The organism is Oryzobacter terrae (assembly GCF_042756445.1).
Taxonomy (GTDB): domain Bacteria; phylum Actinomycetota; class Actinomycetes; order Actinomycetales; family Dermatophilaceae; genus Oryzobacter; species Oryzobacter terrae.
The window spans coordinates 2,247,380-2,264,010 of sequence record NZ_CP170578.1 but is presented as its reverse complement, the minus strand read 5'-3'; the positions used below and the strand labels follow the sequence as shown (position 1 = coordinate 2,264,010).

Here is a 16,631-nt window from a genome sequence, read left to right as displayed (position 1 = left end):
CGCCCCGATGTCCGACGACCTCCTCGAGCTCAGCGACCGCGACCTCATGGCCCGGCACGTCGCCGGCGACGGGGGCGTGGCCTTCGGGGAGCTGTTCCGGCGCCACCGCGACCGGATGTACGCCGTGGCCCTGCGCACGACGTCGAACCGCGAGCTCGCGGCCGACGCGGTCCAGGAGGCCTTCATCTCGGCGTTCCGCCGCGCCGACGCCTACCGGGGCGAGGCCGCGGTGACCACGTGGCTGCACCGGATCGTCGTCAACGCCTGCCTGGACCGGATCCGTCGCGAGAAGGTGACCGTGCGCCGGGCAGGCGACGTCGCCGAGCTCGACCTCCCCGACCGCCACGACCACCACGCCTCGGTCGAGGCGCGCCTCGACGTCCGCGAGGCGCTGGCCCGGATCCCGGAGGGTCAGCGCCTCGCCCTCGTCCTCGTCGACATGCACGGGCTGTCGGTCGCCGAGGCGGCGAGCGTCCTCGGCGTCGCCGAGGGGACCGTGAAGTCGAGGTGCTTCCGGGGTCGTGAGGCCCTCGCGGTGCTCCTGACGCCACAGGGCGACCGCGTGACCGGGCCCACGGAACCCCGGGGGGCGTCGTGACGTCCCACTCCCGGCCCGTCCCCTGCGGGGGACGGGCCACCACCCCCGACCCCCACCCCGAGGGCCCGTCCCGGAGGACCGCGTGAACCACACCCACGACGACGACACCCCCGTCGAGCACGACCCGACGGGGATGCGCGCCCTGCTCGCGGGCCTTCCCGACCCCGGACCCATGCCCGACGACCTCGTCGCCCGCATCGCCGCCGCGCTCGAGGCGGAGGCCGCGGCGCCCCGGATCCACGCCCTGCCCGGTGCCACCGCCCCCTCCGCGCCGCTCGACGCGTCCGACGCCGACCGCCCGTCCGGTCACGCGCAGGACGCCCCTCACGGCACCGTCGTCCCGCTGCGGCGCCGTCCCCGGATCCGCCACCTCGGGGTGGCCGCCGCCGTCGTCGGCGCCGTCGGCCTCGGGGGCCTCGCCCTCCAGGTCACCCAGGGCGGCCTCACGGCGGCGTTCGACGCCTCCTCCGCCGGGAGCGGCGCCGACAGCGGCTCGGCCGTCCAGGAGGGCGCCAAGGCCGCCGGTGGGGCCGCCGCGCCGCAGCTGCCGCCCGACGCGGGCTCCGGCCAGGTCGTCGTCGTCCTCAGCGACCGCGCCTACACCGCGAGCGACCTCGCGACCGGGGCGCGGGCCGCGGCCACCGAGACCCGCGACGAGCTGCGCGACCTCGCGGCCGAGGCCCCGACCCTCGGGCCCATCGCCACCCCCATCGGCGCACGCGCCTGCGCCGACGCCCTGGGCATCTCCCCGACGGCGGGCCTGCTCGTCGACCTCGCCCGCGTCGACGGGCGCCCCGCGGCCGTCCTCGTGGCCACCGACGAGACCGGTCGCAGGGCCTGGGCCGTCGCCCGCTCGTGCCCGAGTGGTGACCCCGCCCTCATCACGGGCCCCACCAGCCTCGACTGAGCGCTCGGCAGCAGGGCCGGCTCCCCGCACCGGCGGGGCGACGCCCCCGCGGGAACACCGCGGCCCTAGGATCGGTTCATCCAGAGCACCGCATGTTGCGGTCGCCACCCGTCGTCACCACAAGGGGCTGTGTCCACGTGACCTCCGACGTCCGCAACGTCATCATCATCGGCTCCGGCCCCGCGGGCTGGACCGCCGCCGTCTACGCCGCGCGCGCCAACCTCGAGCCGCTGGTCTTCGAGGGCGCCGTCACCGCCGGCGGGGCGCTGATGAACACCACCGAGGTCGAGAACTTCCCCGGCTTCCGCGACGGGATCATGGGTCCGGACCTCATGGAGAACATGCGCGCCCAGGCCGAGCGCTTCGGGGCCGAGATCATCACCGACGACGTCGAGTCGGTCGAGCTCGAGGGCGACGTCAAGGTCGTCACCGACGCCGAGGGCACGCAGTACCGCGCCCGCTCGGTCATCCTGGCCATGGGCAGCGCCTACCGCGAGCTCGGCCTGCCCGACGAGAAGCGCCTCTCCGGTCACGGGGTGTCGTGGTGCGCCACCTGCGACGGCTTCTTCTTCCGCGACCAGGACATCGCGGTCGTCGGCGGGGGCGACTCGGCCGTCGAGGAGGCCACCTTCCTCACCAAGTTCGCCCGCACCGTGACGATCGTCCACCGTCGTGACGAGCTGCGCGCGAGCGCCATCATGGCCGAGCGCGCCCACGCCAACGACAAGATCCGCTTCGCCTGGAACAGCGCCGTCGAGGCGATCCACGGCGAGGACAAGCTGACGGGGATCACGCTGCGCGACACCGAGACCGGCGAGACGCGCCTGCTCCCGGTGACCGGCCTGTTCATCGCCATCGGCCACGACCCGCGCAACGAGCTCGTCCAGGGTGTCGTCGACCTCGACGACGAGGGCTACGTCCTCGTCGAGGGGCGCACGACCAACACCAACGTCCCCGGCGTCTTCGCCTGTGGCGACCTCGTCGACCACACGTACCGCCAGGCGATCACCGCCGCCGGCTCCGGCTGCGCCGCGGCCCTCGACGCCGAGCGCTTCCTCGCCCACGCCCCCACCCCCGCCCTCACCCACTGACCCCCGGCTGTCGGACCCCTCCGGCAGCATCGGGACCCACGCCACCGCTCACCCCACGCGAAAGGACCCCCCATGGGAGCCGTCTCCAAGACCACCGACGACACGTTCGAGGCCGACGTCCTCAACAGCGACAAGCCCGTGCTCGTCGACTTCTGGGCCGAGTGGTGTGGCCCGTGCCGCGCCGTCGCCCCGATCCTCGACGAGATCGCGCGCGACCACGACGAGGTCACCATCGTCAAGCTCAACACCGACGAGAACCCGGCCATCACCGGCAAGCTCGGCATCACGAGCATCCCGACGATGCACGTCTACCAGAACGGCGAGATCGTCAAGACGATCATCGGCGCCATGCCGAAGCCCAAGCTGCTCCGCGAGCTCGAGCCCTTCCTCGGCTGATCTCCCGCTGACGCGCAAGAGGCGCGGATCACGTTGTCGCACAACGTGATCCGCGCCTCTTCTGCGCGCGGAGGACCGGTCGCCGTCAGTCGCGGGCCCCTCGCAGGTGCATCGAGTCGAGGATGCGGTTGAGGTCCTCCACCGACGCGAACTCGACCGTGAGGCGGCCCTTCTTGGCGCCCAGGGCGATCCGCACGCGGGTGTCGAGGCGGTCCGACAGGTCGGCGGCGAGGTCGTCGAGCTGTGGACGGCGGGCGCCGGCCCGGGGGGCGCGGCGGGCCGGGGGGGTGTCACCGTCGCCGAGGGAGACGATCTCCTCGACGGAACGCACCGACAGGCCCTCGGCGACGATGCGCTGGGCGAGGCGCTCCATGGCACCTGCGTCGGGCAGGGCGAGGAGGGCGCGGGCGTGGCCGGCCGACAGGACCCCCGCGGCGACGCGGCGAGCCACGACCGGCGGGAGCTTGAGCAGGCGCAGGGTGTTGGAGATCTGCGGGCGCGAGCGGCCGATCCGCTGGGCGAGGACCTCCTGCGTGCAGCCGAAGTCGTCGAGCAGCTGCTGGTAGGCGGCCGCCTCCTCGAGGGCGTTGAGCTGGCTGCGGTGGAGGTTCTCCAGCAGCGCGTCGCGCAGGAGGTCGTCCTCGTCGGTCGAGCGGATGATCGCCGGGACGCTGTCCTTGCCCGCCTCGCGGGAGGCGCGCCAGCGCCGCTCTCCCATGATGAGCTCGAAGCGGACGTCACCCTCGGGCGTCGGCATGGGTCGCACGACGATGGGCTGCAGCACGCCGATCTCGCGGATCGAGTGCACGAGCTCGGCCATGTCGTCCTCGTCGAAGACGGTGCGCGGCTGGCGGGGGTTGGGCCGGATGCTGTCGACGGGCAGGTCGGCGAACTCGGCGCCGGGAACCGGGCGCAGCGCGTTGGGGTCGTCGGCCGCCGGCTCCTCGGCTCGGGTGGACGCACCGTCGACGGGCCGCTGACCTGCGGGAACGTCGGTCTCGAGGGCTCCGTCGCGGTCGGCCGCGTCCGTCGTGCCGGCGGTCTCGGCCGGCTCGTCGCGGTCGCGGAAGAACACGTCGACGGGCCGGTCGGCGGTGGCGGTGCCACTGGGGATGAGGGCGCCCAGGCCACGGCCCAGGGCTCGACGCTTCTCGCTCATGCGGACTCCTCGGAGGTTCGACGGGTGGCGACGCCGCGCTCGGCGAGCTCGACGGCTGCCTCGAGGTAGGAGAGCGCACCACTGCTGTTGGGGTCGTAGGTCATGACGGTCTGACCGTGGCTCGGGGCCTCGGAGATGCGCACCGAGCGGGGCACGCTGGCGCGCAGGGTCTGGTCGGGGAAGTGCTCACGCACCTCGTCGGCGACCTGGGCCGACAGCCGGGTGCGGCCGTCGTACATCGTCAGCAGGATCGTCGAGACGTGCAGCTTCTTGTTGAGGTGGTTGCGGATCAGCTCGATGTTCTTCAGCAGCTGCGACAGGCCCTCGAGGGCGTAGTACTCGCACTGGATCGGGATGAACACCTCGCTCGCCGCGACGAACGCGTTGACGGTGAGCAGGCCCAGGCTCGGCGGGCAGTCGATGAGGACGTAGTCGATGCGCTCCCCCGCCGCCTCCCGCTCATCGACGAAGGCGTGAACGGCCTTCTCGAGCCGGGTCTCGCGCGCCACGAGCGAGACGAGCTCGATCTCGGCGCCGGCGAGGTCGATCGTCGCCGGGACGCACCAGAGGCGCGCGATGTCGGGGCAGGTCTGGACGACGTCGGCGATCGCGGTGCCCTCGACGAGGACGTCGTAGACGCTCGGGACCTCTGCGTGGTGCTCGATGCCGAGCGCCGTGCTGGCGTTGCCCTGCGGGTCGAGGTCGATGACGAGGACCGTGCTGCCGGCCTGGGCCAGGGCGGCGGCGATGTTGACCGTCGTCGTCGTCTTGCCGACCCCACCCTTCTGGTTCGCGACGGTGAGGACGCGGGTCCGGTCCGGACGGGGGACGGACCGGCCGGCGAGCGTGATCCGCTTGCGCGCGTCCTCGGCGACCGCGGCCGCCAGCGGGGTGTGGTGGTCGGCGCCGGGCATGGCCGCGGCGATCTGGGCGCGCTCGGCAACATCGTCGTCCACGGGTGTGGGGTGCTCCTCGGGTGTGGTGTCGCCGCGGTCGGCCGGGGCCGGCGGGACGGTGGTGGTCGGGATCCGGTCGTCCTCGGTCGCGCCGGTCCTGGCGGTCGGTGTCACGACCTCGGGCACCTGGGCAAACGCCTCGGGCTCGTCGGCCGTGGCCGGCGGACGCGGCTCGGCGTCCTCGATCACCGTTTCACGTGAAACGGCGTCGATGCCGGGCCACCCGAGGGGTGACGTCGCCGGTCCGGCAAGGGTGGGGAACCCCAGCCCCGGAGCAGCGGACCGCTCCTCGGTGAGCTCACTCGCGGCTCTCACGCCGACCACCTTCGCATCGAGGACATGAACTCGCTCATCCAACCCCACGACCGCGGGACACGCCAAAGCGTCGTCCACGGATGCGCGTGCTGCTCGCGTCACCCCCTCGACTCCCCGGAGGACCCAGAGGCGCCGGGGCCCGTCACGCTGATCGCCGGACCTCCGCCATGGGGCGACGGGACGGGCGGCGGGTCGCGACGTTTCACGTGAAACGGCCCGCGGCGGCACGGAGCCCGTCGCGGCGGCGTGGGTTCCTCGTCCCGGCCCGTACTGGTTCTCACGTCCCACCCACGGAGAGCGGATCGGCGACCTCACGCGTCAGACCCGGTTCGAGTGACCCCGCCCATCCGCTCGGACGCCACGGGGCGCCTGCGGAGGATTCTCGCTCGTTCACCGCCGGTCGTGGTGGGTGGATGTTTCACGTGAAACGGTCTCGCGTCGATGGCCAGCGAGGCGCGCCCGTGGACACTGGGTCGCCTTATCGGTCACGGGTGCGTCATGTTTCACGTGAAACGCCCGCCCCGGATTCGCCGGAGAAGGCCCCCCGCACGGTGCGGAGCACGGGTCGGCGCGCGGGGGACAAGCTGTGGACAACGGCGCGATCCCCGCGCGAAGGGCTGGGGACAACCGGTGGACAACTGTCGGGACCGTCGTCCATCCACCGCCGGGCCCGCGCCACCTCGGACCGGGCCCGCGCCCCTTCCGACCGGGTCCGTCCACTCCTCATCGCCGCGGGTGGCGGGTCCGTGGAAGGCGCGCCGGACCCCGCCGTGGGTTCCGCTCCCACGCATGGCTCCGTCCTGCGATGAGTCGGTCCGAGGTCCTCGGCCCCTCTCGGTCAGCTCGCCACCCGGCAACTCCTGGTCGACCGGCCGTCGACCAGGACGGTGAGGTCAGGGAGGGCATGAGGGATGTTTCACGTGAAACGCCCCGGTGGCTCCGCCTGGGTCAGGCCTTGGGTCCCCGGGGTCGGCGACCACCCGGACGCGGCGCCGGCGACGGGGACCGGCTCGCGCCCTTCGCCGTCGCCCGGCGTGGGCGAGGCGGAGCCGCGGGGCGGAAACGGAGGTCCACGGTGAGCACCGGCTCGTCGAGGAGGTCGCCCCCGTGCTCGGTGACGGTGGCGTCGAGCAGCCCGAGCCGCTCGAGGGAACGGCGGTCCTCCTCCAGCTCCTCGGCCGCCGAGCGTCCCTTCATCGCGACGAGGGTGCCGCCCTCGGCGAGGAGGGGGACGCACCAGCGGGCGAGCTTGTCGAGCCGGGCCACGGCTCGGGCCGTGACGTACGGAGCGCTCAGCACTCCCGCGAGCTCCTCGGCGCGCCCGCGGTGCACCGTGACGTTGCCGAGCCCCAGGTCCGCGACCACCGACTCGAGCCACGTCGTCCGGCGCAGCATCGGCTCGACGAGGTGCACCTCGAGGTCGGGCCGGACGACCGCCAGGGCCACCCCCGGGAGTCCGGCACCCGACCCGACGTCGACGAGGGACGACCCCTGCGCGAAGCCGTCCGCGATGACCGCGCAGTTGAGGACGTGCCGCTCCCACAGCCGCGGCACCTCCCTCGGACCGATGAGGCCGTGGCTGACCCCGGTGTCCGCGAGGATCGCGGTGAACCGCTCCGCGAGGTCGAACCGGTCACCAAACAGGCCAGCCGCACCCGGGGGTGCGGCTGGCGGTGCGGCGGGACGCTCGTCCTGGCCGTCATGTTTCACGTGAAACGCGACCTCACGCCGGGAGGATCACGACGAAGCGGCGCGGCTCGGCGCCCTCCGACTCCGACACGAGACCGGCCGCGAGCACCTCGTCGTGGACGACCTTGCGCTCGAAGGCGGTCATCGGCGCCAGCGGCTTGCGCTCACCCGACTCCTTGACCTCGGCGATGGCGGTCGCCGCGAGCTCCACGAGGGCCTCGCGGCGCTCCGCCCGGTGGCCGGCCACGTCGAGCATGAGGCGGCTGCGCTCCCCGGTGGCCGACTGCACCGCGAGGCGGGTCAGCTCCTGCAGGGCGTCGAGCACCTTGCCGCCGTCGCCGACGAGGCGGCGCGGCACGCGTCCGTCCTCGGAGTCGACGACCGACACCGCGGCGCGGTCCCCGTCGATGTCGACGTCGATGTCCCCGTCGAGGTCGCAGATGTCGAGCAGCGTCTCCAGGAAGTCGGCCGCCACCTCGCCCTCGCGCTCGAGGACCTGGCGGCGCGAGCGGCCGGAGCCCTCGCTCGCCGAGGCGCCGGCGGCGTCCTCGTCCTCGGCGTCGTCCCCGGCGTCGTCAGGCGCGTCCTCGGCGTCGTCGGTGTCCTGCGCCTCGTCGCCGGCCTCGTCGTCCACTCCGGGGACGGCGGGCTGCTCGTGTCCGAGCGCGTCGCCCTCGGTCGTGGTGGTGGGCTCGGTGGTCTCCTCGGTCTCGACGACCTCGGTGTCCACGACGTCCGTGGTGGTGTTCTCGCTCATGGCTACTCCAGCTTCTGGGGGATCAGGTCGTGGGGGGCTTGGCCGGGGTGCCGGGCTTCTTCGCTCCGGGCTGCTGGCCACCGCCCTGCTTCTTCTTGCGCTTCTTCGAGGCGGGCTGGACGCGCTGCCCGGCGACCCGCTTGGCCTCCTCCTCGGCGGCGGCGACCTCGGCCGCGGTGGGGGCGCCGGGGATCGGCTTGCCCTTCTTGGCCAGGCGGGCGTGGTACGCCTTCTCGGCCTGCGAGCCGGGGGCCGGCAGGCGGCGGATGACGTAGAACTGCTGGCACATCGACCAGATGTTCGTCGTGAACCAGTAGACGAGGACGCCGAGGGGGAAGTTGACGCCCGAGACGGCGAAGACGACCGGCAGCACGTAGAGGAGGAGCTTCTGCTGCTTGGCGAAGGGGTTGTCCATCGCCGAGGCCGGCATGTTCTTCGTCATCAGCTGGCGCTGGGTCGTGAAGGTCGTGGCCGACATCAGGACGATGAGGACGATCGTGACGATCTTCGTGCTCATCGCGTCGCTGCCGAGGAAGGTGTCGGACAGCTGCGCCCCGAAGATCGAGGCCGACTCCGCCTGCGCCGCCACGACCCTGTCGATGGGCCCGACGGGACCCTTGGTCCCGGCCGCGATGTTGTCGAGGCCGTTGAGGACCTGGAAGAGCCCGAAGAAGAACGGTGACTGGGCGAGGATCGGCAGGCACGAGGAGAAGGGGTTGGTCCCCTCCTTCTTGTACAGCTCCATCGTCTCGGCGGTCATCGCCTGACGCGACTCGGGGTCGGTCTTGCCCTTGTACTTCTTCTGGATCTTCTGCAGCTCGGGCTGGATCATCTGCATCTTGCGCGAGGCCATGATCTGCTTGAAGAACAGCGGGATCATCGCGGCGCGCATGACGAGCACGAGCCCGACGATCGACAGGGCCCAGGTCCAGCCGGACGCCTCGGGCAGCCCCAGCGTGGTCAGACCGGCGTGGAAGCCGTACATGATCCACGCCACGAGCCACTCGATGGGGGCCATGATCGTGTTGAAGAAGTCGCCCATGCTGTCCTTACGGCTGTGCCGGCCAGCGCCGGCGAAGTGGTGTCACGGTCGTGACGGTGGTCAGGAGGGGTGCGAGTCGGCCAGGGGTGCGGCCGGGTCGGCCTCCTGGTCGGGATCGGCGGGGATGCCGCGTGGGCCGGTGGTGCCGGGCACCGGCCGGCCGGTCACGGGATCACGCAGCGGGACGTGGTCGACGCCGCCGGGGGTCCACGGGTGGCAGCGGCCGAGCCGGCGCACCGCCATCCACGAGCCGCGCAGCGGGCCGTACTCCTCGAGCGCGGTCACCGCGTAGGCGGAGCACGAGGGGTGGTACCGGCAGGTCGGCGGGCGCATCGGGGAGATGAGCCGCTGGTAGGCGCGGATGCACCACACCAGCGGCGTCACCAGCAGACGTCCGATGCTCACGCCATCCCTCCGATTCGACCGATCACCCTGTGCACCAACGGATCCAGGGCCTTCGCGAGTTCCCCCGAGGTCGCCGTCGCGGCTGCCGGGTTGGCCCGCACCACGAGGTCGGTCCCCGTCGGGAACCCCTCGAGGCGACTCGCGACGAGGGCTCGCAGCCGGCGCCTGGTCCGGTTGCGGACGACCGCGTTGCCCACCGCCCTCGACACGACGAAACCGACCCGCGGCGGGAGTCCTGCGCGCGCGTCGGTCTGGTGGGCGTGGACCACGAGGAGCCGGGAGCCGGCCCGAGAACCTCCGGAGGCCCGGACCGCCGACGTGAAGTCCGCTCGCTCGCGCAGGCGGTTCGGCGCCGGCAGCACCGAGACGGCCTCAGGCGGAGAGCTCGGAGCGGCCCTTGCGGCGACGGGCGGCCAGGATCGCGCGACCGGCGCGGGTCCGCATCCGGAGACGGAAGCCGTGCGTCTTGGCGCGACGACGGTTGTTCGGCTGGAAGGTCCGCTTGCTCACGTCAGTTCTCTCATCTTCGGAGGCGGGCCGGAATGGCCCGGGGGTTCGGGAGCCTGCTCAGGTCGGCTGCCATCGGAAACCCATGACCCCTCAGGGGGTCCCCGGCACCACTTCGGCGCGGGTCACGGGCATGCGAAAACAGCCGACCAACAGGCCCGTCCACGGTACGCGACGCGAGGCTCGAGGGTCAAACCGGCGGCGACGGTACACAGGGTTGGGGAAAACCCTCTAGGATCCCACGGAGCAACGCCCCGCCCCCGGAACGACACACCGACGACGCCCCGCCTCGCGATCCCCACAGCCTGTGGACAACGATGTGGATGACGACCGGCCCCGGGGCCGGCAGCGCACGAGGGCCCGAGGGGGCGGAAGGACGGGGACGACGACCAGTGGCGGACGCGACGATGGCCCAGCTCTGGCGGACGACCCTCGAGGTCCTGGACTCCGACGGGATCCCGGTGCAGCAGAGGGCTTTCCTCTCCCTCGCCCGGCTCGTCGGCCTCCTCGACGACACCGCGCTCATCGCCGTCCCGAACGACTTCACCAAGGACATCGTCGAGACCCGGCTGCGGGACCGCGTCACGACCACCCTGGGCGCCCAGCTCGGTCGCGACCTGCGCCTGGCCGTGACGGTCGACCCCTCCCTCGTGGAGTCGGCCGCCGCCGAGGCCGACGCGCAGGACGACGGCCACGACGCGAGGGCCGCCGACCGCCGCCAGCAGATCGACGAGCTCGACCTCGGCGAGGACGAGCTCGACGGCAGCGACCACGGTGCCGCCGACGCCCTCCCGGCGGGAGCCCACGGGGCGCCGCCGCTCGTCGAGGTCCCCGGCGCCCGCCGGCCCCGCCCCGGCCAGCAGGTCCCCGAGCAGGTCGAGCTGACCCGGCTGAACCCCAAGTACACGTTCGACACCTTCGTCATCGGGGCGAGCAACCGGTTCGCCCACGCGGCCGCGGTCGCCGTCGCCGAGGCGCCGGCCAAGGCGTACAACCCGCTCTTCATCTACGGCGACTCCGGGCTGGGCAAGACCCACCTCCTGCACGCCATCGGTCACTACGCCCGCAACCTCTTCCCCCACGTCAAGGTGCGGTACGTGAACTCCGAGGAGTTCACCAACGACTTCATCAACAGCATCCGCGACGACAAGGCGAGCAACTTCCAGCGCCGCTACCGCGACGTCGACGTCCTGCTCATCGACGACATCCAGTTCCTCCAGGGCAAGGTGCAGACGCAGGAGGAGTTCTTCCACACGTTCAACACCCTGCACAACGCGAACAAGCAGGTCGTCATCACGAGCGACGTCCCCCCGAAGCTGCTCAGCGGCTTCGAGGCGCGGATGCGCAGCCGCTTCGAGATGGGCCTGCTCACCGACGTCCAGCCACCCGACCTCGAGACCCGGATCGCGATCCTGCGCAAGAAGGCCATCCAGGAGCGGCTGTCGGTCCCCGACGACGTCCTGGAGTTCATCGCCTCGCGGATCTCCACGAACATCCGCGAGCTCGAGGGCGCCCTCATCCGGGTCACCGCGTTCGCCAGCCTCAACCGCCAGCCGGTCGACATGAGCCTGGCCGAGATCGTCCTGCGCGACCTCATCCCCGACGACGCCTCGAGCCAGGTGACACCGGCGACGATCATGGCCCAGACGGCCGCCTACTTCGGCCTGACGCTCGACGACCTCCAGGGGCAGTCCCGCTCCCGGGTCCTCGTCACGGCCCGCCAGATCGCGATGTACCTCTGCCGCGAGCTCACCGACCTGTCGTTGCCCAAGATCGGCCAGCAGTTCGGCGGCCGCGACCACACGACGGTCATGCACGCCGACAAGAAGATCCGCCAGCTGATGGCCGAGCGGCGCGCCATCTACAACCAGGTCACCGAGCTGACCAACCGGATCAAGCAGCAGTCGCACTGACCTACCGGGCGCCCCGCGGGCGACCGGCCAGCGACCCGCGCCCGCCCTCGTGGTGTGGGCGGACCACGCCTCGCACCCGCAGCGTCGGGTCGTCGTCCACAGGTTGTCCCCAGCCTGTGTAGAGCCGTTGTCGAAGGTTGTGGCCCGGTGGCGCCCCGTGTGGCCCCGCGTGGCGGCGCTCGGGTCGAGGGTGCTCGCCACGGCCCGGTGCGTCCACGGTGTGTGAACAACCCTGTGGACAACTCCCCCGTCCCAGGGGTCACACCGTTCTCGCAGCCCTGGTTGTCCACAGGCCCTGTGGACACGTGTGGACAACCGCCCTCCCGACGTGGACGAGACAGGACGGCGACGTGGACGGCGTGTGAACCGCCGGCGGCCGTCAACACCCCGGCGCCGTCGTCCACCGGTCCGTCCACGGGTCGTCCACACCCCTTGCCCCCGTTGGCCACCTGCGCGGACGTCGCGCCGTCCACAGAGTGCACAGCTCCTACTGCCACGACGAGACCTGGAAACGACATCTCGTCCCCCGACCACGACCTGCTGACGACCGGCCGGTGACCGGCGCAAACACGGTCGGACGAGTCCGCCGGGACGAGGTACCGAACCCCGAAGGCGTGCACTAGTGTCGGGCACCCCGCCGGAGTCGGGCACGTCCCCGTGCCGCTGACGACCTCGTGGTCGGGAGATCTGTGGGCACGAGCAGGGCGCGATGACCTCGCGCCGCACGAAGGTGGGTACAGCCGTGAAGTTCCGCGTCGAGCGCGACGTCCTGGCCGAGGCGGTCACGTGGGTGGCCCGCGGGCTCCCGGCCCGCCCCCCGGTGCCGGTGCTCGCCGGCATCCTGCTCCAGGCCGACGAGGACGGGACGCTCACCCTCTCGGCGTTCGACTACGAGGTCTCGGCCCGGATCACCGTCGCCGCCGACGTCGCCGAGTCCGGCACCGTCCTCGTGCTCGGCCGCCTGCTCGCCGACATCTCCCGCAACCTCCCGGCGCGCCCCATCGACGTCTCGACCGAGGGCTCGAAGGTCCAGGTGACGTGCGGCTCCTCGCGCTTCAGCCTGCTGATGATGCCCGCCGACGACTACCCGACGCTGCCGACCTCCCCCGAGGCGAGCGGCTCGGTCGACGGCCACCTGTTCACCCAGGCCGTCGCCCAGGTCTCGGTCGCGGCCGACCGCGGCGACACCCTCCCGATCCTCACCGGGGTCCGCGTCGAGATCGAGGGCGACACGATGACGCTGCTCGCCACCGACCGCTACCGGCTGGCGATGCGCGAGCTGCACTGGAACCCCACGAGCACCGACGCCAGCCACGTCGTCCTCATCCCGGCCCGCACCCTGTCCGACACCGCGCGCTCCCTCGGGGCGAGCGGCTCGATCGACGTCGCGCTCGGCACCGCCGCCGGCGGCGACGGCCTCGTCGGCTTCGAGGCCGGCCAACGACGGTCGACCACGCGCCTCCTCGACGGCGAGTACCCCAAGGTCTCCTCGATCTTCCCGACGACGTCCGAGACCGAGGCGGTCGTCTCCACCGCCGAGCTCGTCGAGGCCGTCAAGCGCGTCGCCCTCGTCGCCGAGCGCAACACCCCGATCCGGCTGCGCTTCTCCGACGGCCAGGTGACCATCGAGGCCGGCGCCGGCGACGACGCCCAGGCGTCCGAGGCCGTCGAGTCGCGCCTCACCGGTCCCGAGATCGAGATCGCGTTCAACCCCACGTACCTCCTCGACGGCCTGGGCGCCGTCGGCACGCCGTTCTCGCGGATCTCGTTCACCCAGTCCTCGCGCCCGGCGGTGCTCTCGGGCCAGGCCGAGGAGGACGGCGACGCCGACACGTCGTACCGCTACGTCCTCATGCCCGTCCGCTTCGCGTCCTGACCGGGCGGTCGGCGCCCCGCCGGGCGTAGCCTCGCCCCAACACCTTTCCGCGTCGCCCCACACCACGAGGAGTTCCGAGATGCAGCTGGGTCTGGTCGGTCTGGGCAAGATGGGCGGCAACATGCGCGAGCGCCTGCGCCGCGCCGGGCACGAGGTCGTCGGCTACGACCGCGACAAGAAGGTCTCCGACGCCGCCTCCCTCGCGGCGATGGTCAGGAAGCTCGATGCCCCCCGCGTCGTGTGGGTGATGGTCCCCCACGGGGCGCCCACCCACGACACGGTGACCAAGCTGGCCGACCTCCTCGACAAGGGCGACCTCGTCATCGACGGTGGCAACAGCAAGTTCACCGACGACTTCGAGCACGAGAAGCTGCTCAAGGCCAAGGGGATCGGCTACCTCGACTGCGGTGTCTCCGGCGGGATCTGGGGCCTCGAGAACGGCTACGGCCTCATGGTCGGGGGCACGGCGGCGAACGTGAAGCGGGCCATGCCGATCTTCGACGCGCTGCGCCCCGAGGGCCCGCGCGACGAGGGCTTCGTCCACGCCGGCAAGGTCGGGGCGGGGCACTACACGAAGATGGTGCACAACGGCATCGAGTACGGCCTCATGCACGCGTACGCCGAGGGCTACGAGCTGCTCCAGAAGAAGGACATCGTCGAGAACGTCCCCGGTGCGTTCAAGGCGTGGAGCCGCGGGACCGTCGTGCGGTCCTGGCTGCTCGACCTCATGGTCGTGGCGCTCGAGGAGAACCCGACGCTCGAGGACGTCTCGGACTACACCTCCGATTCCGGCGAGGGTCGGTGGACCGTCGAGGAGGCGCTCAACCTCTCGGTGCCCATGCCGGTCATCTCGGCCTCGCTCTTCGCCCGGTTCGCCTCGCGCCAGGACCACTCGCCGACGATGCAGGCCGTCGCCGCGCTGCGCGGCCAGTTCGGCGGGCACCAGGTGATGACGACCGCCGAGGGCGAGCAGCTGCGCAGCGGTGCCGAGGCCGGACCCGCGGCGGCGACGACCGCGACGAAGAAGGCGGAGTCGAAGGAGAAGCCCCCGCGCACCGCGAAGGCCGCGGCCGCCAAGGGCCGATCCGCCGCCGCCGCCGGCCCGTCGTCGGGCACCGGCTCGACACGCAAGCGAGAGGGCGCCGCGGGCGCCGGCCCCACCTCCGGGACCGGATCGACGCGGAAGCGCGCCGCCAAGAAGAGCTGAGCGCGCGGGCGTGCACGTCCGGCACCTCTCCGTCGGCGACTTCCGGAGCTACACGAGCGCCGAGCTCCCCCTCGGCCCGGGGATCAGCACGATCGTCGGGCTCAACGGCCAGGGCAAGACCAACCTCGTCGAGGCGATCGGCTACCTCGCCACCCTGTCGAGCCACCGGGTCGCGACCGACGCCCCCCTCGTCCGGTTCGGGGCCCAGCAGGCCGTGGTCCGCGGAGCCGTCGTCCGCGACGGGCGCGAGACGCTCGTCGAGCTCGAGATCAACCCCGGGCGGGCCAACCGGGCGCGGCTGAACAAGTCGCCGCTGACCCGCCCGCGCGACGTCCTCGGCACCCTGCGCACCGTCCTGTTCGCGCCCGAGGACCTGGCGCTGGTCAAGGGCGACCCGGGTGAGCGACGTCGCTTCCTCGACGAGCTCCTCGTCGCGCGGCAGCCGCGCTGGGCGGGCGTGCGCTCGGACTACGACAAGATCGTCAAGCAGCGCGGCGCCCTGCTGAAGTCCGCCCAGCCGTACCTGGGCCGCAACGCCCGACGCCGGCGCCAGTACACCGAGGGCGTCGACGCGGCAGCCGAGCGGGAGTCGGCGCTGTCGACGCTCGAGGTGTGGGACGCGCACCTCGCCCAGGTCGGATCCCAGCTGCTCTACGCGCGGCTGCGGCTGCTGCGCGACCTCGGGCCCTACCTCTCCAAGGCCTACGACGAGGTGAGCGCCGGGCAGTCCGACGCCCGGGTGTCGTACAAGGCCTCGGTGCGCGAGGAGACCGCCGCCCGCCTAGCGGACGGTGAGGTCCCCGAGGTCGCCGAGCTGCACGACGAGCTCCTCGCGTCGCTGGCCGAGGTGCGCACCGCCGAGGTCGAGCGGGGCGTGTGCCTCGTCGGCCCCCACCGCGACGACATGGTCCTCACCCTCGGCGAGCTGCCGGCCAAGGGCTACGCCAGCCACGGGGAGTCGTGGTCGTTCGCGCTCGGGCTCAAGCTCGCCGCGTTCCAGTTGCTGCGCACCGACCTCGGCGACGACCCCGTCCTCGTCCTCGACGACGTCTTCGCCGAGCTCGACTCGGGGCGCCGGGAGCGGCTGGCCGCCATGGTCGCCGACTGCGAGCAGGTGCTCATCACCGCCGCCGTGCCCGCCGACGTCCCCGAGGGCCTGGCCGGTCGCTCGTACGCCGTGCGGCTGGGAGAGGTGTCCGAGGATGGGTGAGGGTCCGAAGGACACGGGCGACGGCCGCCTTCCCCCGGATCCTGGTGACGAGAACGGGTCCGGCGCAGCGGATGTCGAGCCCTCCTCGACGGGCGACGCGGCCGAGGCGGCCCGTTCGGCGCTCGCCAGGGCGCGGGCCGCGGCCCGGGCGAAAGGGCTGCGTCCCGGGCTCAAGGCCCGACGCCGGACCAAGGACGTCCCGGTCGACCGCCGGTCCACCGGGCGCGACCCACAGCTGCTCGGCGACCAGCTCGACCAGTTCGTCGTCGAGCGGGGCTGGGGGGCCGACGTCGCGGTCGGGGCCGTCATCGGGCGCTGGGCCTCGATCGTCGGGCCCGACGTGTCGCAGCACTGCCAGCCCGTCGACTTCACCGAGGGGGTCCTCACGGTGCGCGCCGACTCCACGTCGTGGGCGACCCAGCTGCGCCTGCTCTCCTCGAGCCTGCTCGGCCGCCTCGCCGAGGACGTCGGTGAGGGCACCGTCACCGAGATCCGCGTCGTCGGACCGGCGGGCCCGACGTGGAAGCACGGCTCGAAGCGGGTCCAGGACGGGCGCGGCCCTCGCGACACCTACGGGTGAGTTCGCCTGTGGGACAGGGTGAT

General features: G+C 72.5%; 17 protein-coding genes. 9 read left to right on the top strand and 8 right to left on the bottom strand.

What is annotated here, in order from left to right; translation table 11 throughout:
- The first annotated feature begins 7 nt into the window (after positions 1–7).
- The 4 genes from sigM to trxA all read left to right on the top strand — a co-directional run bounded on the left by sigM (position 8) and on the right by trxA (position 2,992).
- A complete protein-coding gene (sigM, locus tag ACFWN3_RS10715; RefSeq protein WP_377639392.1) occupies positions 8–598 on the top strand; it encodes an RNA polymerase sigma factor SigM in 591 nt (196 codons plus the stop codon).
- A gap of 82 nt (positions 599–680) precedes the next feature.
- Positions 681–1,505: a hypothetical protein gene (locus ACFWN3_RS10710; RefSeq protein WP_377639390.1), complete on the top strand. Its 825-nt coding sequence runs from the start codon at positions 681–683 to the stop codon at positions 1,503–1,505.
- A 92-nt stretch (positions 1,506–1,597) separates the two neighbouring features.
- A complete protein-coding gene (trxB, locus tag ACFWN3_RS10705; protein ID WP_377639388.1) occupies positions 1,598–2,596 on the top strand; it encodes a thioredoxin-disulfide reductase in 999 nt (332 codons plus the stop codon).
- 72 nt (positions 2,597–2,668) lie between these two features.
- Positions 2,669–2,992 (top strand): thioredoxin, encoded by a 324-nt coding sequence (gene trxA, locus ACFWN3_RS10700; protein WP_377639387.1) that lies wholly within the window; start codon positions 2,669–2,671, stop codon positions 2,990–2,992.
- An 85-nt stretch (positions 2,993–3,077) separates the two neighbouring features.
- On the opposite strand, the gene ACFWN3_RS10695 is transcribed toward trxA, so the two are convergent.
- The 8 genes from ACFWN3_RS10695 to rpmH form a co-directional block, all read right to left on the bottom strand.
- The gene (locus tag ACFWN3_RS10695; RefSeq protein WP_377639385.1) at positions 3,078–4,151 is read right to left on the bottom strand and encodes a ParB/RepB/Spo0J family partition protein; all 1,074 of its coding nucleotides are present in this window, start codon (positions 4,149–4,151) and stop codon (positions 3,078–3,080) included.
- On the bottom strand, positions 4,148–5,422 hold the full coding sequence (locus ACFWN3_RS10690; RefSeq protein WP_377639383.1) for an AAA family ATPase: 1,275 nt from the start codon (positions 5,420–5,422) through the stop codon (positions 4,148–4,150). The genes ACFWN3_RS10695 and ACFWN3_RS10690 overlap by 4 nt, the downstream gene beginning before the upstream one ends.
- 948 nt (positions 5,423–6,370) lie before the next feature.
- Complete coding sequence (gene rsmG, locus ACFWN3_RS10685; RefSeq protein ID WP_377639381.1) at positions 6,371–7,132, bottom strand: 16S rRNA (guanine(527)-N(7))-methyltransferase RsmG; 762 nt, start codon at positions 7,130–7,132, stop codon at positions 6,371–6,373.
- Between the two features lie 13 nt (positions 7,133–7,145).
- The gene (locus tag ACFWN3_RS10680; RefSeq protein WP_377639379.1) at positions 7,146–7,868 is read right to left on the bottom strand and encodes a protein jag; all 723 of its coding nucleotides are present in this window, start codon (positions 7,866–7,868) and stop codon (positions 7,146–7,148) included.
- A gap of 22 nt (positions 7,869–7,890) precedes the next feature.
- Positions 7,891–8,910 carry a membrane protein insertase YidC gene (yidC, locus tag ACFWN3_RS10675; RefSeq protein ID WP_377639377.1) on the bottom strand — a complete coding sequence of 340 codons (1,020 nt, stop codon included), beginning with the start codon at positions 8,908–8,910 and terminating at the stop codon, positions 7,891–7,893.
- 60 nt (positions 8,911–8,970) lie between these two features.
- A complete protein-coding gene (gene yidD / locus ACFWN3_RS10670; protein WP_377639375.1) occupies positions 8,971–9,315 on the bottom strand; it encodes a membrane protein insertion efficiency factor YidD in 345 nt (114 codons plus the stop codon).
- Positions 9,312–9,677, bottom strand: coding sequence for a ribonuclease P protein component (gene rnpA, locus ACFWN3_RS10665; RefSeq protein ID WP_377639373.1), 366 nt, complete (start codon positions 9,675–9,677; stop codon positions 9,312–9,314). Before rnpA ends, yidD begins: the two co-directional genes overlap by 4 nt.
- Positions 9,678–9,687: 10 nt before the next feature.
- Entirely contained in the window at positions 9,688–9,825 is a 138-nt protein-coding gene (rpmH, locus tag ACFWN3_RS10660; protein ID WP_013885212.1) for a 50S ribosomal protein L34, read from the bottom strand.
- A gap of 404 nt (positions 9,826–10,229) precedes the next feature.
- On the opposite strand from rpmH, the gene dnaA reads away from it, so the two are divergent.
- From dnaA to ACFWN3_RS10635, 5 genes are all read left to right on the top strand, one after another.
- Positions 10,230–11,735 carry a chromosomal replication initiator protein DnaA gene (gene dnaA, locus ACFWN3_RS10655; RefSeq protein WP_377645583.1) on the top strand — a complete coding sequence of 502 codons (1,506 nt, stop codon included), beginning with the start codon at positions 10,230–10,232 and terminating at the stop codon, positions 11,733–11,735.
- 742 nt (positions 11,736–12,477) lie between these two features.
- The gene (dnaN, locus tag ACFWN3_RS10650) at positions 12,478–13,611 is read left to right on the top strand and encodes a DNA polymerase III subunit beta (RefSeq protein WP_377639371.1); all 1,134 of its coding nucleotides are present in this window, start codon (positions 12,478–12,480) and stop codon (positions 13,609–13,611) included.
- Between the two features lie 79 nt (positions 13,612–13,690).
- Positions 13,691–14,818 carry a phosphogluconate dehydrogenase (NAD(+)-dependent, decarboxylating) gene (gene gnd / locus ACFWN3_RS10645; protein ID WP_377639369.1) on the top strand — a complete coding sequence of 376 codons (1,128 nt, stop codon included), beginning with the start codon at positions 13,691–13,693 and terminating at the stop codon, positions 14,816–14,818.
- A 10-nt stretch (positions 14,819–14,828) separates the two neighbouring features.
- Positions 14,829–16,028 (top strand): DNA replication/repair protein RecF, encoded by a 1,200-nt coding sequence (gene recF, locus ACFWN3_RS10640; protein ID WP_377639367.1) that lies wholly within the window; start codon positions 14,829–14,831, stop codon positions 16,026–16,028.
- Entirely contained in the window at positions 16,021–16,608 is a 588-nt protein-coding gene (locus tag ACFWN3_RS10635) for a DUF721 domain-containing protein (RefSeq protein WP_377639366.1), read from the top strand. The genes recF and ACFWN3_RS10635 overlap by 8 nt, the downstream gene beginning before the upstream one ends.
- Positions 16,609–16,631 lie beyond the last annotated feature (23 nt).